Origin of the sequence: Synechococcus sp. A15-28, assembly GCF_014280175.1 — a bacterium.
Classification (GTDB): Bacteria; Cyanobacteriota; Cyanobacteriia; order PCC-6307; family Cyanobiaceae; genus Parasynechococcus.
The window spans coordinates 1,516,193-1,539,445 of sequence record NZ_CP047931.1 but is presented as its reverse complement, the minus strand read 5'-3'; the positions used below and the strand labels follow the sequence as shown (position 1 = coordinate 1,539,445).

The 23,253-nt window shown below is 62.7% G+C and carries 26 protein-coding genes; 15 read left to right on the top strand and 11 right to left on the bottom strand.

Annotated features, from left to right (window positions below; all coding sequences use genetic code 11):
- Both SynA1528_RS08835 and SynA1528_RS08830 read left to right on the top strand, forming a co-directional pair.
- A complete protein-coding gene (locus SynA1528_RS08835; protein ID WP_186586438.1) occupies positions 1 to 1,239 on the top strand; it encodes an ABC transporter substrate-binding protein in 1,239 nt (412 codons plus the stop codon).
- Positions 1,223 to 2,893, top strand: coding sequence for an NAD(P)/FAD-dependent oxidoreductase (locus SynA1528_RS08830; protein WP_186588372.1), 1,671 nt, complete (start codon positions 1,223 to 1,225; stop codon positions 2,891 to 2,893). Before SynA1528_RS08835 ends, SynA1528_RS08830 begins: the two co-directional genes overlap by 17 nt.
- Here the strand turns inward: SynA1528_RS08830 and pgeF are convergent.
- From pgeF to SynA1528_RS08815, 3 genes are read right to left on the bottom strand one after another with little or no spacing between them, the layout of a single operon-like run.
- On the bottom strand, positions 2,857 to 3,669 hold the full coding sequence (pgeF, locus tag SynA1528_RS08825) for a peptidoglycan editing factor PgeF (protein ID WP_186586437.1): 813 nt from the start codon (positions 3,667 to 3,669) through the stop codon (positions 2,857 to 2,859). The two genes, SynA1528_RS08830 and pgeF, sit on opposite strands and share 37 nt — an antisense overlap.
- Positions 3,670 to 3,680: 11 nt before the next feature.
- Positions 3,681 to 4,562 (bottom strand): Tab2 family RNA-binding protein, encoded by an 882-nt coding sequence (locus SynA1528_RS08820; RefSeq protein WP_186586436.1) that lies wholly within the window; start codon positions 4,560 to 4,562, stop codon positions 3,681 to 3,683.
- Positions 4,559 to 5,785, bottom strand: coding sequence for a S1 RNA-binding domain-containing protein (locus SynA1528_RS08815; RefSeq protein WP_186586435.1), 1,227 nt, complete (start codon positions 5,783 to 5,785; stop codon positions 4,559 to 4,561). The genes SynA1528_RS08820 and SynA1528_RS08815 overlap by 4 nt, the downstream gene beginning before the upstream one ends.
- 70 nt (positions 5,786 to 5,855) lie before the next feature.
- On the opposite strand from SynA1528_RS08815, the gene SynA1528_RS08810 reads away from it, so the two are divergent.
- From SynA1528_RS08810 to folE, 6 genes are all read left to right on the top strand, one after another.
- On the top strand, positions 5,856 to 6,686 hold the full coding sequence (locus SynA1528_RS08810) for a creatininase family protein (RefSeq protein ID WP_186586434.1): 831 nt from the start codon (positions 5,856 to 5,858) through the stop codon (positions 6,684 to 6,686).
- A gap of 76 nt (positions 6,687 to 6,762) precedes the next feature.
- Complete coding sequence (locus tag SynA1528_RS08805) at positions 6,763 to 7,482, top strand: aldehyde oxygenase (deformylating) (protein ID WP_186586433.1); 720 nt, start codon at positions 6,763 to 6,765, stop codon at positions 7,480 to 7,482.
- A 107-nt stretch (positions 7,483 to 7,589) separates the two neighbouring features.
- On the top strand, positions 7,590 to 8,630 hold the full coding sequence (locus SynA1528_RS08800; RefSeq protein ID WP_186586432.1) for a long-chain acyl-[acyl-carrier-protein] reductase: 1,041 nt from the start codon (positions 7,590 to 7,592) through the stop codon (positions 8,628 to 8,630).
- Positions 8,631 to 8,640: 10 nt separating this feature from the next.
- Complete coding sequence (locus tag SynA1528_RS08795) at positions 8,641 to 9,630, top strand: acetyl-CoA carboxylase carboxyltransferase subunit alpha (protein WP_186586431.1); 990 nt, start codon at positions 8,641 to 8,643, stop codon at positions 9,628 to 9,630.
- Between the two features lie 24 nt (positions 9,631 to 9,654).
- Entirely contained in the window at positions 9,655 to 10,362 is a 708-nt protein-coding gene (locus tag SynA1528_RS08790; RefSeq protein ID WP_186586430.1) for an SDR family oxidoreductase, read from the top strand.
- 10 nt (positions 10,363 to 10,372) lie between these two features.
- Positions 10,373 to 11,134, top strand: coding sequence for a GTP cyclohydrolase I (gene folE / locus SynA1528_RS08785; protein ID WP_186586429.1), 762 nt, complete (start codon positions 10,373 to 10,375; stop codon positions 11,132 to 11,134).
- 3 nt (positions 11,135 to 11,137) lie between these two features.
- Here folE and SynA1528_RS08780 read toward each other — a convergent pair whose 3' ends face one another.
- Positions 11,138 to 11,827, bottom strand: coding sequence for a phosphoribosylanthranilate isomerase (locus tag SynA1528_RS08780; protein WP_186586428.1), 690 nt, complete (start codon positions 11,825 to 11,827; stop codon positions 11,138 to 11,140).
- Between the two features lie 42 nt (positions 11,828 to 11,869).
- On the opposite strand from SynA1528_RS08780, the gene SynA1528_RS08775 reads away from it, so the two are divergent.
- Positions 11,870 to 13,129, top strand: coding sequence for a M50 family metallopeptidase (locus tag SynA1528_RS08775; RefSeq protein ID WP_186586427.1), 1,260 nt, complete (start codon positions 11,870 to 11,872; stop codon positions 13,127 to 13,129).
- Here SynA1528_RS08775 and SynA1528_RS08770 read toward each other — a convergent pair.
- Positions 13,066 to 13,818, bottom strand: a complete 753-nt coding sequence (locus SynA1528_RS08770) for a lipoate--protein ligase family protein (protein WP_186586426.1) — start codon at positions 13,816 to 13,818, stop codon at positions 13,066 to 13,068. The genes SynA1528_RS08775 and SynA1528_RS08770 overlap by 64 nt on opposite strands.
- A gap of 26 nt (positions 13,819 to 13,844) precedes the next feature.
- Here SynA1528_RS08770 and SynA1528_RS08765 point away from each other — a divergent pair, with 26 nt between their 5' ends.
- Positions 13,845 to 14,615, top strand: a complete 771-nt coding sequence (locus SynA1528_RS08765; RefSeq protein ID WP_186586425.1) for a sulfite exporter TauE/SafE family protein — start codon at positions 13,845 to 13,847, stop codon at positions 14,613 to 14,615.
- A 2-nt stretch (positions 14,616 to 14,617) separates the two neighbouring features.
- Here SynA1528_RS08765 and SynA1528_RS08760 read toward each other — a convergent pair whose 3' ends face one another.
- Positions 14,618 to 15,088 carry a CRR6 family NdhI maturation factor gene (locus SynA1528_RS08760; RefSeq protein WP_186586424.1) on the bottom strand — a complete coding sequence of 157 codons (471 nt, stop codon included), beginning with the start codon at positions 15,086 to 15,088 and terminating at the stop codon, positions 14,618 to 14,620.
- Positions 15,089 to 15,171: 83 nt separating this feature from the next.
- Between SynA1528_RS08760 and psaM the strand changes: the two genes are divergently transcribed.
- The 3 genes from psaM (at position 15,172) to SynA1528_RS08745 (ending at position 16,700) form a co-directional block, all read left to right on the top strand.
- Complete coding sequence (gene psaM, locus SynA1528_RS08755; RefSeq protein WP_011128588.1) at positions 15,172 to 15,276, top strand: photosystem I reaction center subunit XII; 105 nt, start codon at positions 15,172 to 15,174, stop codon at positions 15,274 to 15,276.
- Positions 15,277 to 15,311: 35 nt separating this feature from the next.
- Positions 15,312 to 15,680, top strand: coding sequence for a hypothetical protein (locus SynA1528_RS08750; protein ID WP_186586423.1), 369 nt, complete (start codon positions 15,312 to 15,314; stop codon positions 15,678 to 15,680).
- Between the two features lie 69 nt (positions 15,681 to 15,749).
- Positions 15,750 to 16,700, top strand: coding sequence for a protochlorophyllide reductase (locus tag SynA1528_RS08745; RefSeq protein ID WP_186586422.1), 951 nt, complete (start codon positions 15,750 to 15,752; stop codon positions 16,698 to 16,700).
- On the opposite strand, the gene bchL is transcribed toward SynA1528_RS08745, so the two are convergent.
- From bchL to SynA1528_RS08725, 4 genes are all read right to left on the bottom strand, one after another.
- Positions 16,701 to 17,591 (bottom strand): ferredoxin:protochlorophyllide reductase (ATP-dependent) iron-sulfur ATP-binding protein, encoded by an 891-nt coding sequence (gene bchL, locus SynA1528_RS08740; RefSeq protein WP_186586421.1) that lies wholly within the window; start codon positions 17,589 to 17,591, stop codon positions 16,701 to 16,703.
- 151 nt (positions 17,592 to 17,742) lie between these two features.
- Positions 17,743 to 19,323: a ferredoxin:protochlorophyllide reductase (ATP-dependent) subunit B gene (locus SynA1528_RS08735; protein ID WP_186586420.1), complete on the bottom strand. Its 1,581-nt coding sequence runs from the start codon at positions 19,321 to 19,323 to the stop codon at positions 17,743 to 17,745.
- A gap of 4 nt (positions 19,324 to 19,327) precedes the next feature.
- Complete coding sequence (locus tag SynA1528_RS08730; protein ID WP_186586419.1) at positions 19,328 to 20,605, bottom strand: ferredoxin:protochlorophyllide reductase (ATP-dependent) subunit N; 1,278 nt, start codon at positions 20,603 to 20,605, stop codon at positions 19,328 to 19,330.
- 80 nt (positions 20,606 to 20,685) lie between these two features.
- Positions 20,686 to 21,063 (bottom strand): DUF8679 domain-containing protein, encoded by a 378-nt coding sequence (locus tag SynA1528_RS08725; RefSeq protein ID WP_186586418.1) that lies wholly within the window; start codon positions 21,061 to 21,063, stop codon positions 20,686 to 20,688.
- Between the two features lie 119 nt (positions 21,064 to 21,182).
- On the opposite strand from SynA1528_RS08725, the gene SynA1528_RS08720 reads away from it, so the two are divergent.
- Positions 21,183 to 21,968, top strand: a complete 786-nt coding sequence (locus SynA1528_RS08720) for a BMC domain-containing protein (RefSeq protein ID WP_186586417.1) — start codon at positions 21,183 to 21,185, stop codon at positions 21,966 to 21,968.
- A gap of 3 nt (positions 21,969 to 21,971) precedes the next feature.
- Here the strand turns inward: SynA1528_RS08720 and SynA1528_RS08715 are convergent, their stop codons facing one another.
- Entirely contained in the window at positions 21,972 to 22,550 is a 579-nt protein-coding gene (locus SynA1528_RS08715; protein ID WP_186586416.1) for a non-canonical purine NTP pyrophosphatase, read from the bottom strand.
- 349 nt (positions 22,551 to 22,899) lie between these two features.
- On the opposite strand from SynA1528_RS08715, the gene csoS1 reads away from it, so the two are divergent.
- Positions 22,900 to 23,211: an alpha-carboxysome major shell protein CsoS1 gene (csoS1, locus tag SynA1528_RS08710; RefSeq protein ID WP_006169870.1), complete on the top strand. Its 312-nt coding sequence runs from the start codon at positions 22,900 to 22,902 to the stop codon at positions 23,209 to 23,211.
- The last annotated feature ends 42 nt before the right edge of the window (positions 23,212 to 23,253 follow it).

Sequence of the window (23,253 nt, the reverse complement as noted above, 5' to 3'; positions counted from 1 at the left end):
ATGTCGAGGTCGGCACCGCGTCCCTGGCTTTCTTGGACCTGTCTCGCAGCTGTCGTGATCGGCTGCCAGGCCCTCGTCTCCAGTGCGATACCGCGACAGAGGATCGTCGTGATGTTGCCCTCGGCTCCAGGCGACGCAACCCTTCGCAATCGCTTCCTTCAGGGCTTTTCCATTGGCGAGGCGACGGTCAGGGCCTGCGGTCATCCCCTGCCTGCGGTGCGTTGGGTCTCACTGAGGCCAGATCAGTCTCCGCTTGAACACCTGCCTCACCGCGGTGATCACCACATCGTCGTGGCGCCACCCTCAGCCGATCTACGCGCCTTCAGCGCCCTAACTCAGCATCTCGGAATCAGCGTTCTGCTTCCGTATCAGCGCGGTGAGTCGATCGACACCCTCAGGGATCTCAAGGGCCGCGACAAGCTCTGGCCGCTGGTCCCATCGATTGAAGATGACGTCAAGGCCACCGTGGAGGCCACCCTCAAAGCCGGTTGGGAGCGGGCCATGGTGGTGGCTGATCCAAATTCGCTCGAAGCCACCTTGTCGACGACCTTCGTCGATCACTACAAAGCCTCTGGTGGTCTGGTGGAGAGTTACGAAACCACCCCGGTTCAGCAGGTGGATCCAACGGATGATCAACGGCTGGATCGTTTCCGCAAGGACATGACCTTCTCATGGGCCGGGACGGTGGTGGTGGCCGACCAACCCGACGGGCCTCTGGCCTCCCGCTTGCGGCGGGAGCAACGCGATGGTGCCTTCGGTGGCGGTGCTCCCTGGACTCCGAACTGGGTGTACCTGTCCGATCCGGACGCGCTGCAGGATCTGCCCCAGGTGCCCTGGCAGCAACTCGGCCTGGAACATCCAGCCCGTGGTGACAACTGGCTGGCCTTTGAACAGCAGTTCAGCCGCCGCTGGGGGGAGGCCCCCGACCTGCTCGCGGCGGCGGGCTACGACACGGCGCGCGTGCTGGCGCTGGTGGAAGCGGCGCCGCTGCCGGTATCGGATGAAGGGAACCCTGATCCGATGGGCTGGGTAAATCCTGATCAGGACGCCGTCGATCTCTGCTCCGCCCTGCGTCATCGACAGCAGGGCGAGTCGCTGCGCCTCAGGGCGGCGGCGAGTGATTTCCGCCTGCGGGCCGGCATGACCCCGTCGGGTCGGGCGGTGGCAGGCCTGCTTCAGGGGACGTCATCTGATCGAATGAAGGCCGATGGCAAGCAAGCTGATGCTGCGACTGGCTGAGCTGAAGCTGCCGCTGGATCACACCGAAGAGGAGTTAACGCAGGCCGTCCTCCGGCGTCTGAGGGTTACGCCGGAACAGCTGCTGGAGCAGCGGCTGGTCAAGCGCAGCATCGATGCCCGTCGTCGCGATCGGATTCAGCTGATTTACAGCGTGGATGTGCAGGTGAAGGGTGAAGCCGCCCTGCTGCGACGCATCGGCAACAAGGGACGGGTGCGTCCCGCTCCCGACACCCGCTACCGGCCCGTCGGTCATGCCCCCGTTGGCTTCCCCTTGGATTCTGTTGAACGGCCGGTGGTGGTCGGAGCAGGCCCCTGTGGCTACTTCGCTGCTCTGCTGTTGGCGCAGATGGGCTTTTGCCCGCTGTTGCTGGAACGGGGTCAGGCCGTGAAGCAACGCACCGCTGACACCTTCGGCTTCTGGCGGGGGACCATCCCTTTCAACCCGGAATCGAATGCCCAGTTCGGTGAGGGCGGTGCCGGAACGTTTTCTGACGGCAAGCTTTACAGCCAGGTGAGCGATCCTGAGCACTACGGCCGCAAGGTGCTGGAGGAGCTGGTGGCCTGTGGTGCCAGCGAGGAGATCCTCACGCTGCACCGCCCCCACATCGGCACGTTCAAGCTCGCCACGGTCGTCCGCGGCCTGCGGGCTCGGATCGAAGCCCTGGGGGGTGAGGTGCGCTTCAACAGTCATGTGACACGCCTTCAGCTCAGCGACATCAGTGCTGAGAAGCCGTTTCAACTCGATGGCTTGGTGCTGGCCGATGGAACGGAGATTCCCTGCCGCCATCTGGTGCTGGCCCCCGGTCATTCAGCTCGGGACTGCTTTGAAATGCTGGAGCAGATCGGTGTGCAGCTGCAGCGCAAACCGTTTTCGGTGGGGGTGCGGATCGAGCATCCGCAGCACTTGATCGATGCTGCCCGCTGGGGAGAGGCGGCGGGCCATCCGCGTCTCGGGGCGGCCGAGTACAAGATGGTGCACCATGCCGAGAACGGTCGCTGCGTCTACAGCTTCTGCATGTGTCCTGGAGGATTTGTGGTGGGCGCAACGTCTGAAGAAGGCCGGGTGGTGACCAACGGCATGAGCCAGCATTCCCGCAACGAGCGCAACGCCAACAGCGGTCTGGTCGTGGCCCTCGATGCCGACGATCTGGCCCCGTTTGAACGCTTCCCCGGGGATCCGTTGGCGGGAATTGCCCTGCAACGGGAGCTGGAGGAGCGTGCCTTCAGGCTGGGGGGACACAGCTACGCCGCACCGGCACAGCGGTTGGAGGATTTCCTGGCGGCGCGGCCATCCACTCGGCTGGGTGCCATTGCAGCCTCGTATCAACCAGGGGTGCATCCCGCCGATCTTGCAGAACTGCTGCCAACTCCCATCACTTCGGCCTTGCGGGAGGCGTTGCCAGCCTTTGCCCGAAAGCTGAAGGGCTACGACCATCCGGATGCGGTGCTCACCGGCGTGGAAACCCGCACCTCATCGCCTGTCCGTGTACCCAGGGATGAGGCGCTGGAATCCCTCAATGTGCAGGGCTTGGTGCCGGCAGGGGAGGGGGCGGGTTACGCCGGCGGCATTCTTTCGGCTGGAATTGACGGCATCCGGGCGGCCGAAGCGCTGGCTCGTCAGCTGCTGGCATCGGATTCCAACGCAACGGCCTGACTGACGATGCCGCTCCATTGCACCGCCTTCACCTGATCCCGTCGCCAGGAATGGAAGAGGTCAGGTTCGCTCACGGTGCACAGCGGGCAGTGGGCGATCTGGTCGCCGGCAACCCCCGCTTGCTGGAGTTGCAACCGGGCAGCAGCACGGATGTCCAGACGATGCCGAGCCGGTTGCTCATCCGGCAGAACAGCTCCGCTTGCAGGTAGGTCCACATCGCCTGGAATCGATGCGGCGATGGCCTCCACCACCTCCTCTCCCACCTGGTAGTGCTGCCCGCTCACGGCTGGGCCCAGGGCGATGACCAGATCCTTCCGCCGGGCACCCCGTTCCAACAGGCGGTTGAGGGCCGTGGGCAGAATCCCGGCCGCGACACCGCGCCAGCCGGCATGACAGGCCGCGGCGTGGCCGGTGCCGGGATCAGCGATCAGCACAGGGGTGCAGTCGGCACCGCACACCCAGAGGCTTTGGCTCCCGGCAGTACTCACCAGACCATCACCCTCAGGCCAAGGTTCGCCGTTGGCCCGGTCGGCGGCGAGCACGACGCCGCTGTGCACCTGTTGCGGGCGGTGCACGCTGATGCCAGCGCTGATGTAACCGGCCAGTTCGTCGGGGCCTCGACCCTGCCAGCGTCGTGTGAAGAATCCGTGCTCAAAACCCGCTTCATGCAGACGGTCGCACTGCAGGTAATACCCCCCGTAGCAACCGATCCAGGTCCAGCCCTGCAGGGTGTTGAAGCTGTTGTCGGGGCGATCGAAAGGATCCCGGCCTTCCATCGGTATGGGTCCTAAAGGGTGGCGATATCCCGCATCATCCAGAAGCCTGCGAACGCCTGCTCTTCGGGGCTGGTCTGGATGGCGATGAATTGCAGCCCCTTGCCCAGTTCTTTCGACCGGGCCAGGTCCCCAGCGATGGCATCTGCCGCGGCTGCATCCAGATCACTGACCAACCAGCGGTCGTCCTGCCCTGCCTCCAGCACAAGCTGACGACCTTCCACCAGAAGCCGAACCGGCTCAAGACCTCCGAGCCAGCCGGCCATCGCCAGGGCGCGACTGTTGCTGAACAGACGAAGTCCAGGAACCGCCTGGTCGCTGTCCAGTCCTGCTGGCAGGGGTAACAGGCCGCTGAAACTGGTCGGCCAGTCCGAGGCGTCACGCAGAAGATCCGCCGGCAAAGACGCCCAGGACCAGGCATCGCCTTGCACCTCTTCGGGCAGAGGCACTGCTGGGGTGGCGATCGGCGCTGGTGGTGGAGCAAGAGGCCCTGCCATGAAGCCCTCCTCCTGGGGGTAGACCTCCTGTTCGCGATGTTGCAGCCAATCCAGAAGCGCGTAGGTGCGACGACTGGCGATCATCTCCAGATCCTGCTCCGTGGCCGCCCGCTGCACCATGGTTCGCATGGAGCTGCGCCAGCAACGCAGGCGTCGAGGTGCCGGCCAGCCTGCATCGAGGGCGCATTGTCGGGCCTCTTCCAGGGCGGAACTCAACCAGAGGGAATTCACCTCTCCGGATGGGCAGCGTTTTGAAAAACGGAAAGGTGTGTCCTTGGCATCCGCAGCAGGGGTCGCTGTGATCAGCAGTTCCCAGCGCTTGCGTCCGTCGGCTTCAAGAATCGGTCGGGAATAGAAGTCAAGCTCCCAATCCGCGCCGAGCGTCGGAGTGGTGGTCATCCGGCGTCCTGTTCCCGCTGTTTGAGCATGCTCTGGGCGCGACTGGCCCGATCACTGGCTTCTGCCATCACCTTGTCTTTTTCAACCAGGAGTTCACCGGGCGGTCCCTCCAGCAACGCGGTGTTCAGACCGATGCGTCCGCGGCCGGGGTCCAGCTCCGTGATCAGGGCCTGAACCCGCTCCCCCTGATCGAACACTTCGCGGATGGATCGCAGGCTGCCATTGGTGATGGCGGACTGGTGCAGCAGGCCGCTGATTCCACCCAAGTCGATGAACAGCCCGTAGGGCTTGACCGCGGCGACCACACCGTCCACCAGTTGTCCCACCTCCAGCTCCTGGAAACGGGCTGCCACAGCAGCACGTTTCTGCGACAGCACCAGCTTGCGGGTTTCTGAATTGACCTCGATGAAGGCCACCCCAAGGGTCTTGCCCACGAGCTCCTGGTGGTTTTCGCCGTCCTGAAGCTGGGATCGGGGAATGAACCCCCGTAGACCTTCGAGGTCGCAGGTCACACCGCCACGGTTGAAACCGTTGACGATGACCTGCACCACCTTCCCTTCCTTTTCGAACTCCTTGACCTTGTCCCAGCTCTTGCGCAATTCAAGGGCCCGGCAGCTGATGGTGACCATGCCGTCGGCGTTCTGCTCACGGGTGACCAGCACTTCAACCTGCAGCCCCTTGGGGAACCGCTCCCCCAGGTTGGTGATGACCCCGAGGCCGGCCTCGCTTTTGGGCATGAATCCTGGGGCTTTTCCCCCGATGTCGACGTAGATGCCGTCGCTCTCCAGGCCGATCACCGTTCCTTCAACCACCTCTCCTGTGGTGCCGACTGGAGCGTTCTCGTCCAGGGCGGCAAGGAAGGCCTCTTCATCAAAATCGAAGTCGTCAACGCTGCGCGGCTTGCTGTCCTCCTGACGGCGGGGCGCCTTGTCGGGCGCTCCCATCAGATCCGCCATGGTCATGCCTTCCATGGCACCCATGTCGAATCGATCTTCATCAGCCTCTGTCGAGGCTGTTCTGGGGGGACCCATCAGACCCGCTTTCTCCTCCAGTAGCCGGGCTTTTTCGGCTGCAGCTTCAGCAGCGGCACGCGCTTCAGCCGCCTCGCGCTGCAACTGCTCCTGCTCCTCCTTACGGTTGATCTTCATCACCTGGAGCGGAGGGGTCGCGGCCGCTCGCGGTGCCTTGGGGCGATTGGGCTGCGAACTGCCGGCTGCGGCCATGAACCAGAGATGATGGATCGATCATTCTGACAGGGAGGGACTGGCCTGGGACCATGCAGAGGGAGTTTCGATGACTGGCCATCAGCACCGCTATGAGCAGCTCGCCTGGCCTGAGATCCAGGCGATGGCCAACGCTGATGGTTCAACCCTGATCTGGCCCTTCGGTGCCTGTGAACAACACGGTCCCCATCTCCCCCTGGAGACGGATGCCCTGTTTGCCGAACGGATCACAGAGGCGGTTTTGGCCGAACTCGGTCCCGACCTGCCGATCTGGCGCTTGCCGACCCAGGTTGTGGGTTTCTCCCCTGAGCATCGATCCTTCCCCGGCACCCTCAGCCTCTCCTCGGACTTGCTGATCGCTGTGGTGGTGCAGCTGGGGGAACAGCTGGCCGCCATGGGATGGCGTCGTCTGGTGCTGTTCAACGCCCATGGGGGCCAGATCGCCCTGCTCCAGGTGGCGGCCAGAGAGTTGCGGCAACGCTGTCCGGCGATGGCCGTTCTGCCCTGTTTCCTCTGGAGTGGAGTTGACGGTCTTGTCGATCTCCTGCCGAAGGATGAGCTGGAGAACGGTCTTCACGCCGGCTTGGCGGAGACCTCACTCATGCTTCATCTGGCCTCTGAGCTGGTGGGTGAACAGCGCCCGGTGGATGGTCTGCCTGGATTGGAGGGCACGCCTTGTCCCCCCAGCGGTTGGAGTCTCGAGGGGGCGGCTCCCTCCGCCTGGTTGATGGAGGATCTCAGTCGCAGTGGTGTGATCGGAGATAGCAGCACGGCTTCCGCAGAGCTTGGCAAGGCGTTGGAACAGCGCCTGGTGCTGCATTGGACTAAGCGCTTACGCGCTCTGCTGGTGAGCGACTGGCCGGCGCCTGCGGAGCCCGTTGACAGGACCTCTGCGTCCTGAACTGAGAACGCTGACCTCTCCAAGGTCTTGGGTCCTGGTTATTCTCGGTCGCACTGAAAGTGGTGGACCACGTCCTATGACGACCCTCAATGCACCCGAGGCAGCTGTGGTGGAGGGGCTTGATGCGCTGCCTGATTTCACCACTGAGGCTTACAAGGATGCCTACAGCCGCATCAACGCGATCGTCATTGAGGGTGAGCAGGAAGCTCACGACAACTACATCTCCCTCGGCACCCTGATCCCTGATCAGAAGGATGAGCTGGCGAAGTTGGCCCGGATGGAGATGAAGCACATGAAGGGCTTCACATCCTGTGGCCGCAACCTCGGTGTGGAGGCCGATATGGCTTTCGCCAAGACATTTTTCGAGCCCTTGCACGGCAACTTCCAGGCGGCCCTGAAAAAGGGCAAGGTGGTGACCTGCCTGCTGATTCAGGCCCTGCTGATCGAAGCCTTTGCGATCTCGGCCTATCACATCTATATTCCCGTGGCCGATCCTTTCGCCCGCAAGATCACGGAAGGCGTGGTGAAGGACGAGTACACCCACCTCAACTACGGCCAGGAATGGCTGAAGGCCAATTTCGAAGCCAGCAGGGACGAGTTGTTCGAGGCCAATAAAGCCAACCTTCCCCTGATTCGCTCGATGCTGGAGGAGGTTGCCTCCGATGCAGCCGTCCTTCACATGGAGAAGGAGGACCTGATCGAGGATTTTCTGATCGCCTATCAGGAAGCACTCGGTGAAATCGGCTTCACCTCAAGAGACATTGCCCGGATGGCTGCTGCTGCCCTTTCGGTCTGAGTCAAGACCGTTGGCCGGTTTGTTCACAGGACCTTGATCGTCTTCCCACGTCGCCGTGGGAGCATGGGCGATCGGGTCGTCTTTAGCGGCGTGTTTAGAGCGGGTGCATGTTTGGTCTGATCGGGCATTCAACGAGCTTCGATGCAGCCCGTCGCAAGGCGATGGAACTGGGTTTCGATCACATTGCGGATGGAGATCTCGATGTGTGGTGCAGTGCTCCGCCACAGCTCGTGGAACACGTGGAGATCTCCAGCCCCACAGGAACCACGATCAAGGGTGCTTACATCGATTCCTGCTTCGTTCCGGAGATGCTGAGTCGGTTCAAAACAGCTCGGCGGAAGGTTCTCAATGCCATGGAGCTGGCACAGAAGAAGGGGATCAATATCACCGCCCTCGGTGGTTTCACCTCGATCATTTTTGAGAATTTCAACCTGCTGCAGCACCAGACGGTGCGCAGCACGACCCTGGAGTGGCAGCGTTTCACGACCGGCAACACCCACACCGCCTGGGTGATCTGCCGTCAGGTGGAGAACAATGCACCCACCCTTGGCATCGATCTGAAAACCGCCAAGGTGGCCGTGGTGGGCGCCACCGGCGACATCGGCAGTGCGGTCTGCCGCTGGCTGTCAGCGCGGACCGGTGTCGGAGAACTGCTGCTGGTGGCCCGTCAGCAACAGCCCTTGCTGGACCTTCAGGCCCAGATCGGCGGTGGTCGCATCCTCTGCCTTGATGAGGCATTGCCCGAGGCGGACGTGGTGGTGTGGGTCGCCAGCATGCCGCGCACCCTGGAGATTGATCAGGACAGCTTGCGCAAGCCCTGTCTGATGATTGATGGGGGTTACCCGAAAAACCTCGACTCAAAGGTTGCCGGTGGCGGCATTCACGTGCTCAAGGGCGGAATTGTCGAGTTCTGCAAGGACATCGGCTGGACCATGATGCAAATTGCCGAGATGGAGAAGCCCCAGCGACAGATGTTCGCCTGCTTCGCCGAGGCGATGCTGCTGGAATTCGAACGCTGTCACACGAACTTCAGCTGGGGCAGAAACAACATCACCCTCGAGAAAATGGACTTCATCGGAGCTGCTTCGGTGCGCCATGGTTTTTCCACGCTGAACCTCAACCCTTCTGCCCAGGCCGCTGCCGCCTGATTCCATCGCCATGCCTCGCCGTCCCCTACTGGAATTCGAGAAGCCTCTGGTTGAACTGGAGCAGCAGATCGAACAGATTCGTCAGCTCGCCAGGGATTCCGAGGTGGATGTCAGTCAGCAGCTCCATCAGCTGGAGTCCCTGGCCGCCCGCCGTCGTCAGGAGATCTTCCAGGGGCTGACCCCGGCTCAGAAGATTCAGGTGGCCCGCCACCCGAATCGTCCCAGCACCCTGGATTTCATCCAGATGTTCTGCGACGACTGGATCGAATTGCATGGTGATCGGCGGGGCAACGATGATCAGGCCCTGGTCGGTGGAGTCGGGCGTCTTGGGGATCAGGCTGTTCTGCTGATTGGCCATCAGAAAGGGCGTGACACCAAGGAGAACGTCGCCCGCAACTTCGGGATGGCCACTCCTGGGGGGTATCGCAAGGCCATGCGGTTGATGGAACATGCGGATCGCTTCCGGCTCCCGATCCTGAGCTTCATCGATACCCCTGGGGCCTACGCAGGGCTTCAGGCGGAAGAGCAGGGGCAAGGGGAAGCCATTGCTGTGAATCTGCGCGAAATGTTCCGGCTTCGGGTCCCTGTGATCGCCACGGTGATCGGCGAGGGCGGCTCCGGTGGAGCCCTGGGTATCGGAGTGGCCGACCGATTGCTGATGTTCGAGCACAGCGTCTACACCGTGGCCAGTCCGGAAGCGTGCGCATCAATCCTCTGGCGTGATGCGGCCAAGGCCCCCGATGCGGCGGCGGCCCTTCGGATCACCGGCGGCGACCTGCTGGAGCTTGGTGTGGTGGATGAGGTTCTGGAGGAACCGTCCGGTGGCAACAACTGGGCTCCTCTGGAGGCTGGTCAGACTCTGCGGGCAGCCCTGGAACGGCATCTCAACGCGTTATTGGCGCTTTCGGACCATGATTTGAGGGAGGCCCGTTATCGAAAATTCCGTGCAATGGGTCAATTTGTTGAGGGAAATTCACAGAATTCCGGCGAAAGCGCTTAATGTGTCACAGTTTGCAAACAGAACTTGCCAACGGCTCTGATCACAGGTGCAAGTCGTGGCATAGGCCGCCGAACGGCTGAACTGCTGGCCCGCAAGGGTTGGGATCTCAAGCTGATTGCCCGCCGTGGTGATCAGCTTGAGCAGTTGGCCACCGAATTGCGGCCGATGGGTGTGCGGGTGGATGTCCGCTCCGTTGATCTCACCGATCCCCAGGCCATCCACCCCGAGCTGACCGGACTTCTGGAGCAGGGATCAGCTCCCGCTGTGTTGATCAACAACGCGGGAGCTGCCTACACCGGAGATCTGCTGGCCATACCGCTGGAGCGTTGGCAGTGGTTGATGCAGCTGAATGTCACCAGCGTCATGCAGGTTTGTGCCGCGGTTGTTCCTGCCATGCGCCCTTCCGGAGGTTTGGTGATCAATGTCAACAGCCATGCCGCGCGCAATGCCTTCCCGCAATGGGGTGCGTACTGCGTCAGCAAAGCGGCCCTGGCCAGCTTCACCCGCTGCCTGGCGGAGGAGGAGCGAGCCCATGGAATCCGTGCCTGCACCCTTACCCTCGGTGCCGTAAACACCCCCCTTTGGGACGCGGAAACCGTACAAAGCGATTTCGATCGTCGTGCCATGCTCACTGTCGACCAGGCGGCAGAGACCTTGGTGAACCTGGCAGAACAACCCGTGAACCAGGTGATCGAAGACTTAACCCTCATGCCGGCTGCCGGCGCCTTCTGAACGAATAGTCATGACCACCACCGTCCCTTTCGTGTCCAACGGCGCCAGCAATGGCATCTCCAACGGCAACGGCCAGCCCCGCCTCAGTGCAGAGGTGTCGACCCGAATTCGCGAGCGGCTTCAGGCCGCTGGGGTGTCGTTCCTCGCCAACGACAACATCGCCGAGCACATTGAACCTGGCGAGCTCAGAGCTCTCGAGGTTGAGGTGGCCGACAAGGTGCGCGATCTGCTGCGCACCCTGGTGATCGACATCGACAACGATCACAACACCCACGAAACCGCCGAGCGTGTGTCTCGGATGTACCTCCATGAGGTGTTCAAGGGGCGTTATCACCATCAGCCGAAGGTGGCCAGTTTCCCCAACGTCAAGAAACTGGATGAGATCTACACCGTCGGGCCGATCACGGTGCGATCGGCTTGCTCCCACCATCTGGTCCCAATCATGGGCAACTGCTGGATCGGGATCAAGCCAGGTGCCCGTGTGATCGGGTTGTCCAAGTTCACAAGGGTGGCGGACTGGGTGTTCTCCCGGCCCCATATCCAGGAAGAGGCGGTGATGATTCTGGCTGACGAGATCGAGAAGCTCTGCGAACCCCAGGGCCTCGGCATCATCATCAAGGCTCAGCACTACTGCATGAAGTGGCGCGGTGTGAAGGAGCCCCAGACCAGCATGGTGAATTCCGTGGTGCGGGGCGATTTCCGTCACGACCCCAGCCTGAAGCAGGAGTTCTTTGAACTGGTGCGTCAACAGGACGCCTTGCTCAGCACCTGAGCTTCAGGGGCGAACAGCTGAAAGCAGAGCTCTCACTTTCTTGAGGTCCTTCCAACCCGGTCGGACCTCAAGACGACTGGAAGCGTCGAGGCCATCGGGTGAGACCTTCTCCAGTAATTCGGGGATCCATTCGGCACTGATGCCTCCAGCTAGCCACCAAGGAAGTGGTAACCGGGTTTCCGCCAACCAGTCCAGGGGGAGTCGGTGGCCTGTGCCCCCCAGCTGATCCGGACTCCAGGCATCCAGCAACAGGGCATCAACGGACTCCAGATAGTTCTCCACAGACTTCAGATCCTCCAGGCTGCGCAGGCGCAGGGCTTTCCAAACGCTTTTTTTTGGGTGGCGTTGCCGCAACGCCAGGCATTGCTCCGGGGTTTCCTTGCCATGGAGCTGCACCACCGTCGGTGTGCCGTCCCCCTGGAGCGCTGCATCGAGCTCCTCTTCCGAGGCGTCGGCCACCACCCACACCCGATGGACCTCAGGACAATGCTGCGCAAGCTGGCTGAACAGGCCCCGGCGAGGGGTGTCCTTGACGTATCTGGGGGTTCCTGCCACGCCGATCACGCCGATGGCATCGACCCCCATGGCGGCGATCGCCAGCGCCTGCTCAGGATCGGTGAGACCGCAGATCTTCACGGCTGGAGCGGTGGATTGATCGCGCAAGAACCTGCAGGCTGATCTCTTTAGGATCATGGAGGACACGCCCCTCTGGGGCAGCGACACCTTGGAGAAGCGGTGGGAGAAGGCTGGACCCTGTTGACCTTTCGGGGCATTCCGCTGCGGATCCAGCCCAGCTGGTTGTTTGCCCTGGCCATCTTCACCACCCTCTTCCAGGGGCGTTATTCGACTGAGATCACGCCGGCCGTCCCGTTGACGGTGAGCTGGGGGCTGGGCCTGGCGACAGCGCTCATGCTGTTTTTATCGGTGTTGCTGCATGAACTCGGCCATGCCGTGATGGCGGTCCGTGAAGGGGTGAAGGTGCTCAGCATCACCCTGTTCCATCTGGGGGGGATTGCCCGGGTCGAGAAGGAGTGCAACACGGCAATGGGCAGTCTGCGCATTGCTGCCGCCGGTCCCCTCGTCAGTCTTCTCCTGGCCCTGGGTCTGCTCCTTTCAGCGGTGCCGGCCGGTGGTGTGAGTCCTCTGCTCACGTTGCTCTGCACGCAGCTCGGCCTGCTCAACCTGATGCTCGGTTTATTCAATCTGCTGCCGGGTCTGCCACTGGATGGTGGATTGATCCTCAAGGCGCTGGTGTGGCAGTTCAGCGGCAGTCAGAAGCGGGGGATGCAGGTGGCAGCCGCCTCCGGCCGTGCTCTCTCCACACTGATGATCGTGCTGGGGGGCCTGCTGTTGCTGCAGGGCGGTGGCTTCAACGGCGTGATGTTGATGCTGATCGGTTGGTTCGGCCTTGGCGCGAATCGCAGCCAGTCCCAGATGCTGGTGCTGCATCAGGTGCTGCGGGACCTGAAGGTGGCGGATGCTGCCAGTCGCCGCTTCAGGGTGATGGAGTCTGATCAGCCCCTGCGTCGGCTCAGTCAGCTGCGTCTTCAGGACGACGAGGCCAAGCGAGGGGCGGATTGGGTGCTGATCTGCCGTGGCCCCCATTGGCTGGGTTGGGTGGATGATCAGCCTCTGCGGGATCTCCCTGTTCAGCAGTGGGACCTGCAGACCGTCGGCGACCATCTCCGCCCTCTGGAATCCCTCCCCTCCGTGGCCGACTCGGCGCCCATCTGGCAGGCCATCAAAGTTATTGAGGCCTCTGACCAGGGCCGGGCCTTGGTGCTGAGCCCGGCCGGTCTTCCCGCCGGCACCGTGGACCGCATGGACATCGCAGAAGCGGTGCTCAAGCGACTGGGGGTGCGGCTCCCCCCTCCGATCCTCGATGAGGCAAGGCGCCATAACCGCTACCCGATGGGGCTGGTGATGTTGCCTCAGATCGTCGAGTCGATGGCGGCAACTTCCGAACCATCGGATCGTGAACGGGCCTCCACCTGATCACGCTCGTCCTCGCTGAGGGGTAACTCCTTCCAGCTCACCTCAGGCCAGGCCATGGCCATGGCCTCAATCAGCTGCTGCTCCAACCTCAGCAGGTCAATCGCTGGTGCTGCTGCCGGCGGAGCGGCTTCGCCGAACACCAACTGCCAGAGCTCCGGTGGAGGGTCCAGCAGGATCTCCCCGTGCTGAAGCAGGCGTCCGCGCTGCCAGCACTGGGCACTGCCGATGCGTTTGACGCCGGCAGGGTCCACGAGATCTGCCGCGGTGGCACTTGCGAAGCAGTTGCTGTCGCCGGCGAGGGCGGGATCGTCCCCGAACCGCAACGGCAGCCCCAGTTGGGTGAAGCCATCGATCAACCATTGGCATGCCTCCCGGTAGGCCTGCTTGCGTCGGCGTGGAGCGGAGGGCCAGATCAGCGCATAGGTGAGTCCCCCCGCGTGCAGAACAGCCTGGCCGCCACTGGGGCGACGCACCATGCGAAGCCGTCCCCCCTGCGTCAGTTGATGCCAGTGCTGGGGCCAGTGGCGCTGATGACGTCCCAGGGACAGCCAGGGCCCGTCCCAGCGGTAGAACCGCAGCACCGGAGCCTCCGTGGCCTGGGCCAGCAGCATGGTGTCGATGGCCATTTGGGTCGGACCATCTCCAATCAGGTGGGGAATGAGTCGGCCAGGGGATCCGGCGGTCGGCATGCTGGAGATCGTGAGCGAGCGATGACGTGCTGCCCTGGTGGGACATCCCCCTGCTGATCGGCCTGGGCCTGCTGGCCGGAGGATTGGCTGGCCTGCTGGGCATTGGAGGTGGTCTGATCTTCGCGCCTTTGCTGCTCTGGCTGGATCTTCCGCCCCATCAGGCCTTGGCCACCAGCAGTTTTGCGATCGTGCCAACGGCCCTGGCGGGCCTGGTGTCTCATCTCCGCAGTGGATCACTGCCGGTTCGAACCGGTGTGGCCATCGGTGTGTCCGCCTTTGGTTCAGCGCTGTTGTTCGGCGGTCTGGCGGGGGTGGTGTCTGGCTGGATTCTGCTGGCGATGCAGACGCTGATCTATGTGGTGCTGGCCTTCGCTGTGCGCGTGCGGGAGGAGGAGACCCCTGAAGAGGTCGAGGAGACCAATGGCCAGGTGGGGTTGTTGGCGGGGGTGGGGTGCATTGCCGGCTGGACGGCCGGAATGCTCGGCCTCGGTGGTGGCCTGGTGATGGTGCCGCTGATGAACGGACCCCTGGGGGTTCCCATCCATCGGGCGGTACGCCTCAGCACCGTGGCGGTGTTCTGCTCCGCTACCGCAGCGTCGCTGCAGTTCCTGCATGAGGGGCGAGGGGTGCCCTGGATGGGCCTGGTGCTCGGGGGCGTGGCTGCCCTGGCGGCCCAATGGTCCGCCAGCCGTCTGGACCGTTTCGATGCGGTGGTGCTGGTGCGACTGCTGCGGGGGCTGGCCATCGTTCTGGCGTTGGACAGCTGCCGGCGGGCTCTTCATCTGCTGCTGGTCTGAACTCAGCTCAACAGGGTCCAGAAGCCCGCATCCAGCTCGTAACCAAGGGAGGCTGCCATCTGCGAGAGTTTGCCCCGTTGCGAGCGTCCCAGCGTGGCAGTGCAGAGGTCGTCCAGTTGCATCAGCCGGTGGGTGATCCACAGTTCGAGGGCCTGGGGCTCGAAGCGCAGTCCCTCACTGCGGTTGAAGCTGTGGGGCACCACCATGGCCACATGGCGGATCAAACTGCCCTGATCGCGTTCCAGCAGCAGTGGTAGCCAGGGGAAACGGGCATCGGCTCGCACGGCCCAGAGCCTTGGCTCAGGACATTCGGCCAGCTCTCGGGGATCCGAGGGATCTCGCGGCCAGTCGAACTGCAGTGCCAAGGCAGGGCCCTGCTCCAGCAGCGATGGCAGCGGCTGGCTGCTCCACGGCTGCAGGGGAGTGAGGTCGAGACGCCGGATCGCATCGGCGTTGATCAGAACCGGTTCCATCGATGGGTGTGACAGGCCTTTGCGAATGATGGCCTGAAGCCCCGCTGAGGGAGAAGAATGGGACCGCTTGTGTCTTCTTTCCCATGGCCACTGCTCTGACCTCAGCTGAAGTGTTCGTCGCTCTGGTGGTGGCTGCCCACGCTGCCGTTCTGGCCCTGCGTCTCTCCATCAGCCTTTACGAAGCCTGATCGCTGCGTTACAAGCGGTCATCTGAGCAGTCGCGGTGACGGCGTCCAAGACAAAGTCATCGCGATCCACGGATCAGCCGTCGGCTGAAGCCGCCGCCAACCGCGCCGCATCAATCCAACGTCAGCTGGACCGGCAGGAACTGCATTGCTGCCTGATCGCCCTAGCTGCCAAAGCAGCTTTGATCCTGGTGGGTTGCGTCAGCGTTGCGAGGATGTCTGTCGCCTATCAGGAACGACTCGATCGCCACGGCGAAATCGCGGCTGTGGTGAATCTTGAGGCGAAGAGATTGGAAACACTGCAAAACCGATTTGATCGGTTGTTCAGCATCGGCGGTGAGAAGCGGCTGCTGAGTGAGCAGGACCAGTGGATTGCACCCAACCGTCTGCGGGTGATCTGGCGCTGAGATTCCTTTCGTCTGCCGGTGGCTGAGGTCGACTGAGGAGCAGACTGGCGACCACCTGTTTCCGCATCGATGTCCGCGCCCGGCACCGTTCTGATCACCGGCACCACATCGGGTGTGGGCCTGAATGCCACCTGCGCCTTGGTGAAGCGGGGCTGGACGGTGATCACCGCGAACCGCAGCCAGGAGCGTGCCGCGGCTGCGGCCGATGCGCTCGATCTCCCCAAAGACCGGCTCCAGCACGTGTTGATGGATCTGGGCGATCTCGACGGTGTGCGTCGAGCTGTTGATGCGTTACCGGATCGATTGGATGCGGTGGTCTGCAATGCCGCGGTGTACAAACCGAAGCTGAAACAGCCCGAGCGTTCACCGCAGGGCTATGAGATCTCGATGGCCACCAACCACTTGGGCCATTTCCTCCTGGTGCAGTTGCTGATGGGCCGCTTGCAGAACTCCAGCCACCCCTCCAGGCGGGTGGTGATCCTGGGCACCGTGACGGCCAACTCCAAGGAGCTGGGAGGCAAGATCCCCATCCCCGCTCCCGCAGATCTGGGCGACCTGTCTGGGTTTGAGGCCGGTTTCCAGGATCCGGTGTCGATGGCCAGTGGCAAGCCGTTCAAGCCCGGCAAGGCCTACAAGGACAGCAAGCTCTGCAACATGATCACCACCCAGGAGCTGCATCGCCGCCTGCACGGGGAGACAGGGATCACCTTCACGTCGCTGTATCCCGGCTGTGTTGCGGACACACCCTTGTTCCGCAACACCCCCAAGGCGTTTCAGACGATCTTCCCCTGGTTCCAGAAGAACATCACCGGCGGCTATGTCTCCCAGGCCCTGGCTGGAGAACGGGTGGCGGATGTGGTGGCCAACCCTGACTTCGCCGAATCGGGCGTTCACTGGAGCTGGGGCAACCGTCAGAAAAAGGATGGTCAGCAGTTCAGCCAGGAGCTGTCCGACAAGGCCACCGACCCAGACACTGCTCGACGGGTCTGGGACCTGTCGATGCAGCTGGTGGGACTCTGATCAGTCGAAGCCGAGCAGGTCGAAGATCTCCCGGTCCTTCAGGGATGTGGCTTCGAGGGGCTGCACATTTTCGAGCATATTCTGAGCCAGTCGCAGATACTCGCTGCGCACGGCCTGGACGGCTTCGTCGTCGTCATCCATTTCGAAGATCGTGCACTTCTTGAGCCGGGATCGCCGGATCGCATCCACATCCTTGAAATGGGCCATGGTGCGCAGGCCCGTGCGTTCGTTGAACTTGTCGATCTGATCGGTATCCGCCGAGCGGTTGGCCACGACACCCCCAAGCCGTACCTTGTAGTTCTTGGCTTTGGCCTGAATGGCCTGAACGATCCGGTTCATCGCGAAGATCGAATCGAAATCGTTGGCTGTCACGATCAGGCAGTAGTTGGCGTGCTGCAGCGGTGCAGCAAAGCCACCACACACCACATCGCCGAGCACATCGAAGATCACCACATCGGTGTCTTCGAGTAGGTGATGCTCCTTGAGCAGCTTCACGGTCTGCCCCGTCACGTAACCGCCACAACCGGTTCCAGCCGGTGGGCCACCGCTTTCGACGCACTGCACACCGTTGAAGCCGGTGAAGACGAAGTCCTCCGGACGCAGCTCTTCGCTGTGGAAGTCCACCTCTTCAAGGATGTCGATCACCGTTGGCACCATCTTGTGGGTGAGGGTGAAGGTGCTGTCGTGCTTGGGGTCGCAGCCGATCTGCAGGACCCGTTTGCCCAGCTTGGAGAAGGCAGCGGAGAGGTTGGAGGAGGTGGTGGACTTACCGATGCCGCCTTTGCCGTAGACGGCGATCACCAGGGTTTCCTCCTGAATGTTGAGGGAGGGGTCCTGGTGGACCTGCACACTGCCTTCGCCATCTGTGGGACGCGTCAGGGTCGTGGTCATTCAGCGACCTTCACAAGAGGAGATGGATTCATTCAACATCAGAAGATGTGCTGTGGCTGTGTTTCACCAACAAACGAAAGATCTGAATGTCCGTTGTCGGCATGATTCAAGAATTTCTATCGTTTAACTGAAAATAATTGAGTGAATTTGCTCATGCCTTGTAGTGGGCTTTGGCGTCATACAGCGTTTCACTGCTGATTTCCTTGCAGCCCACCTGGCGGGCGTAGGCCTCAGCATTGCGGCGAACTTTTCCGCGCACGAAGAAAGGGATTTTCTTCAGTTCGGCTTCCCCATCGGGCGTCCACACCAGGGCGTCCTCGTCCACCTCTGGTCCATCGCTGAGGTCGGGCACCCCGCTGGCAGCTCCCGCCCCTCCGGCATGGCCCAGGTGGCTCTGGTGACCGTCCACGAATTCAAAGTCGTGGCGGAACATGCCGATCAGATGTTCCTCCAGCCCCATCATCAGTGGGTGGACCCAGTCGTCGAAGATCACGTTGGCTCCTTCCCAGCCCATCTGGGGACTCCTTCGGGCGGGCACGTCCTGCACGTGCATGGGGGTGCTGATCACCGCGCAGGGAAGTCCCAGGCGTTTGGCGCTGTGGCGTTCCATCTGGGTCCCCAGCACCAGTTCGGGGGCCGCTTCGGCCATGGCTGCCTCCACCTTCAGATAGTCGTCGCAGATCAACGCCTCCAGTCCCAACGCCTTGGCTGCTGCCCGCACCGGTCGGGCCATCTCACGGCTGTAGGTGCCCAGCCCCACCACCTGGAAGCCCAGCTCCTCACTGCAGATGCGGGCTGCAGCGATGGCATGGCTGCCATCCCCAAAAATGAACACCCGCTTGCCGGTGAGGTATGTGGAGTCGACGGATTCGGAATACCAGGGCAGGCGTGAGCGGCGATAACCCTCCTCCGGCGAGGGTGGTTCCAGTCCCAGGGCGGTGTGCACCTCAACGAGAAAATCGTGGGTGGCGCCGACGCCGATCGGCACCGTGCGGGTGAAGGGCATGCCGAAGTTGCGTTCCAGCCAGATGCAGGTGGATTCAGCCACCTCCGGGTAGAGGCAGATGTTGAGGTCGGCGTCGGGGATCCGCTTGAGATCCTCAACCCCCGCCCCCAGGGGGGCCACCACCGCCACATCGATGCCGTGCATGGTCAGCAGCGTCTGCACTTCCAGCACGTCATCGCGGCAGCGGAACCCCAGCAGGGATGGGCCCAGCAAATTCACCCGTGGTCGACGTCCCTGCTGCTGCCAACGCTTGGGATCATGTTGTGGCTGAGCGGCAGGCACGTCCTGCTTCAACAGGCCTCGCGTCAATTGATAGAGGGTTTCTGCGGCGCCCCAGTTCTCTTTTTTGCTGTATGCCGGCAGCTCAAGGCTCACCACCGGCATCGTCAGTCCCATGCCCTGTGCCAGGGCCCCGGGTTGGTCCTGGATCAGTTCCGCCGTGCAGCTTTCACCTACCAGCAGCGCGTCGGGTTGGAAGCGGTCCACCGCTTCTCGCACATGGCGCTTCACCAGTTCCGCTGTGTCTCCCCCCAGATCGCGAGCCTGAAAGGTGGTGTACGTCACTGGTGGGCGCTGGCCGCGCCGCTCGATCATGGTGAACAGCAGGTCGGCATAGGTGTCGCCCTGCGGTGCGTGCAGCACGTAGTGCACCCCGTCCATCGAGGCGGCGATGCGAATGGCACCCACGTGGGGCGGTCCTTCGTAGGTCCAGAGGGTCAGATCCATGGCGTCAGGCGTGCACGGGGTGGTCGGGTTGGGTCGGATGCAGTGCGGGATGAATCAGTTCGCGGCGCCGCAATGGCCTTGAGAAAAGCTCCGCCAGGTCACCGGCCTGGTCGATGCCGTGGATCGGACTGAACACCAGTTCGATCGACCACTTCGTGGCGATGCCTTCGGCCTCCAGAGGATTGGCCAGGCCCATGCCGCAGACCACCAGGTCCGGAGCGCTGTCACGCACCCGGTCGAGCTGCAGTTCCACGTGCTGCCCCTCCATCACGGGGGTGCCCTCCGGCAGCAGGGCCAGCTCCTCGGCCATCTGATCGCGGTTCAGATAGGGCGTTCCCACCTCCACCAGTTCCATGCCGCATTCCCGCTGCAGAAAACGGGCCAGGGGAAGCTCGAGCTGTGATTCGGGCAACAGGAAAATGCGCTTGCCCGCCAGCACCTGCCGATGGGGTTCCAGGGCGATGCGCGCCCGTTCCATCAGCGGATCCAGCACGGTCGCCACCTGGCTGGGGGCGACATCGAAGGCTTGGGCACCCGCTTCCATCCAGCGACGACTGCCTTCGGCTCCAAGGGGGAAGGGGGCGGTGAGCACGGTGGCGCCCCGGTCGCGCAGCAAGCGGGCGGTCTCCGTGAGGAACGGCTGGGTGAGCAGCACAGTGGTTCCGGGCCCCACCGCCGGCAGGGCAGTGGACTGGCTTGGCGGCAGGCTGCTGACCCTGTTGATCCCGAGGCGTCCGAACAGGTGGATCAGGCGATCTTCAACGGCGTCGGCGAGGGTGCCGACCAGGAGTAGCTGCCGTTCATCGCTGGCGGGCAGCAACGGCACCAGTGCTGCCAACGCTCCATCCTCTCCTTGGGTGAAGGTGGTTTCGATGCCGCTGCCGGAGTAATTCACCACCCGCACACGGCCCTGCAGTTCCTCATTGAGCCGCTCGGCCGCCCGGGCCAGGTCGAGCTTGATCACTTCACTGGGGCAGGACCCCACCAGAAACAGGGTGCGGATTTCAGGTCGCCGCTGCAGCAGTTCCCGGGCCACACGGTCCAGTTCCTCATGGGCGTCAGCCAGGCCCGCCAGATCCCGCTCGCTGAGGATGGCGGTGCCGAATCGAGGTTCGGCGAAGATCATCACGCCTGCGGCGCTCTGGATCAGGTGTGCGCAGGTCCGTGAACCCACCACGAGAAAAAAGGCATCCGGCATGCGCCGGTGCAGCCACACAATCGAGGTGAGACCGCAGAACACCTCCCGCGGTCCACTTTCCTTGAGCAGGGTTGGCCCGGCCATTGGCCATGTCCCGAGGAATCAGCCCACAACCTGACCTCTCCAGTGAGCTGGTGAGCCTCAGTCGCTGAAACTCTTCGGGATCAGAGGCGACGACGGAATCCGTCGTAGCGGTCGGAACGATCACTTTCGTCCAGCTTGCTGAGCCGCCAGACGTTGCGGCTCACACGGCGAGCCACCAGTCCGCCGCGCTCCACCTGCTCGCTGCAGGGGCGGGCGCCAAGCAGCAGGGTGACTTCCGCTGTTGTGAGCGGTGCGCCGGTGTTGATGGCCAGGGCGGTGAGCTCCAGGCGTTGGCGTAGCTGCCGGGCCCGTTCCACCTCGCTGTCCACGGCGGTTTCCAGCCAGGGCAGCTCCACCTTTCCTTCCTTCGCCAGCCGCTGCATCAAGCCGAAGCTCACCATGCCCAGGGCCTGGTCGGCATTCAGTTCGACGGCATTCACGGGGGATTGCTCGCTCATCACCGGGGTCCTCAGTGTTGATAAGCGGACGGTATCGGCTGCGCTTCGTCACGCAAGACCGCAGCTGAGGCCTGTGATCATAGCCGTCACCACCGAATTCATCCGGTACACTCCCCGCCATGACCCGTTTCGCCAGCTTCGAGGCCCGGGAGCGGCGGCGCGGTGGAAGCGCTCTCGTGACCGGCACTGAGGTGAAACCTCCCCAGGGAGGTGCGAGTTGTGTTGTGACCACGGATTCCGAATCCCCCAGGCTGCAGCGCCAGAACAGCCAAGTGCAGTCGATTGAGCTGCGCACCCATGTGTTCATCGACTCGCTGCAGCCTCAACTGGCGGCCTACATGGGCTCAGTGAGCCAGGGATTCCTGCCCATTCCAGGGGACGCCTGTCTATGGATGGAAGTGTCCCCGGGCATGGCTGTTCATCGCGTCACGGACATCGCCCTCAAGGCGAGTGATGTGCGCCTCGGCCAGATGGTGGTGGAGCGTGCCTTCGGATCGATGGCGCTTTATCACCGCGACCAGAGCACGGTGCTCCACTCCGGAGATGTGGTGCTGGAAGCCATCGGCAGCACGGTCGAGCAGCGTTCTCCGGCGGACGTGAGCTGGACGGAGGTGATCCGGGCGATCACACCGGATCATGCGGTGTTGATCAACCGCCAGAACCGCCGTGGCTCGATGATCGAGGCCGGCATGAGCATGTTCATCCTCGAAACCGAGCCCGCCGGCTATGTGTTGATTGCGGCGAATGAAGCGGAAAAAGCCTCCAACATCACCTTGGTGGACGTGAAAGCCGTCGGCGCCTTCGGCCGTCTCACCCTGGCCGGTCGTGAAGGTGATGTGGAGGAGGCTGCTGCGGCGGCCATGCGGGCCATCGAGACCGTCAACCGACGCTCCACGCTGCGCTGAGCCTCAGTTCAGGTTCAGCAGACGTCTTAGATCAGGGGCCAGGGCGCGAGCAGCTTTGCCGCGGCTGCCGAGACGGGTGAGTTGCGCTGGATTGAGTTCGCCATAGGTGCAGCGGGCTTCACGCACCCACAGCAGGGATTCGAACCCCCCTCCCGCATAGGCGGGTTGTGTGAGCAGTTCACCCCAACAAACGCCTTCGGCTGACGCCACGCAGGTGCCGGAAGGGGCGCTGATCACCATCGTGCTGCGGAAACAGGCACTGCGATAGGGAGAGCCCTGGAGTGCGTCGAGGAGACGCTGGATTTTGGCGTCGTTGCCGCTGGCATAGCGAGCGGAAAACAACCCCGGGGCACCCTGAAGTGCATCGACCTCAAGGCCGGAGTCATCGGCAAGGGCCCAGTGATTGGTCCGTGTCGCCGCAGCAGATGCCTTGAGGGAGGCATTCTCCAGGTAAGTCGCCCCTGTCTCGTCAACGTCGAGATCGTCGGGTTGACGCCGAACCTCAACGGGCAACGGTCCGAGCATGGCTTCGATTTCGGCAACCTTGATGGGATTGCCAGTGGCGATGATCAGACGTCGCAACGAACGGGGAGCTCAAAAGGCCCACCATTTTGGGGTTTAGCGGTAGGAATCTCTCGATCAACGTCAAAACCGAATGGCATGGGTTGAACATTCCACCCCTCGGCCAAAGGCTTCGGGACCATTCGGTGGCGTGAACTTATGCATCGGGGTGTCGTGCGGCAACGTCCTGTGCGGATGTGACCACAGGAACTACCACAGCAGTCCGGAACAGTGAGGGACAGGGTGATAAATTGAGCTTATCAGGTTCACTATGGACAGTGATCTTGGCTGTGCTTCCAATTGCTTGACGGGAAGGGATCCGGCAGACCAATGTCCCGAGCGAACATTCCACCCCTTCTCCCGGTAGGCAATGGCTAACGAAACCATGGGCATCGCCCTCGGCATGATTGAGACCCGCGGTCTGGTCCCCGCCATCGAGGCAGCTGATGCCATGACCAAGGCTGCCGAAGTGCGCCTAATCGGTCGTGAGTTCGTCGGCGGCGGCTACGTCACCGTTCTGGTTCGCGGCGAAACCGGCGCTGTCAACGCTGCTGTGCGCGCTGGCGCTGATGCTTGCGAGCGCGTGGGCGATGGCCTCGTGGCTGCTCACATCATTGCCCGCCCCCACCGCGAAGTGGAGCCTGCTCTGGGCAACGGCAACTTCCTCGGTCAGAAGGACTGAGATCTTCCGCTGAGCCTCTGACGAGGCACGCGAACGTCTCAT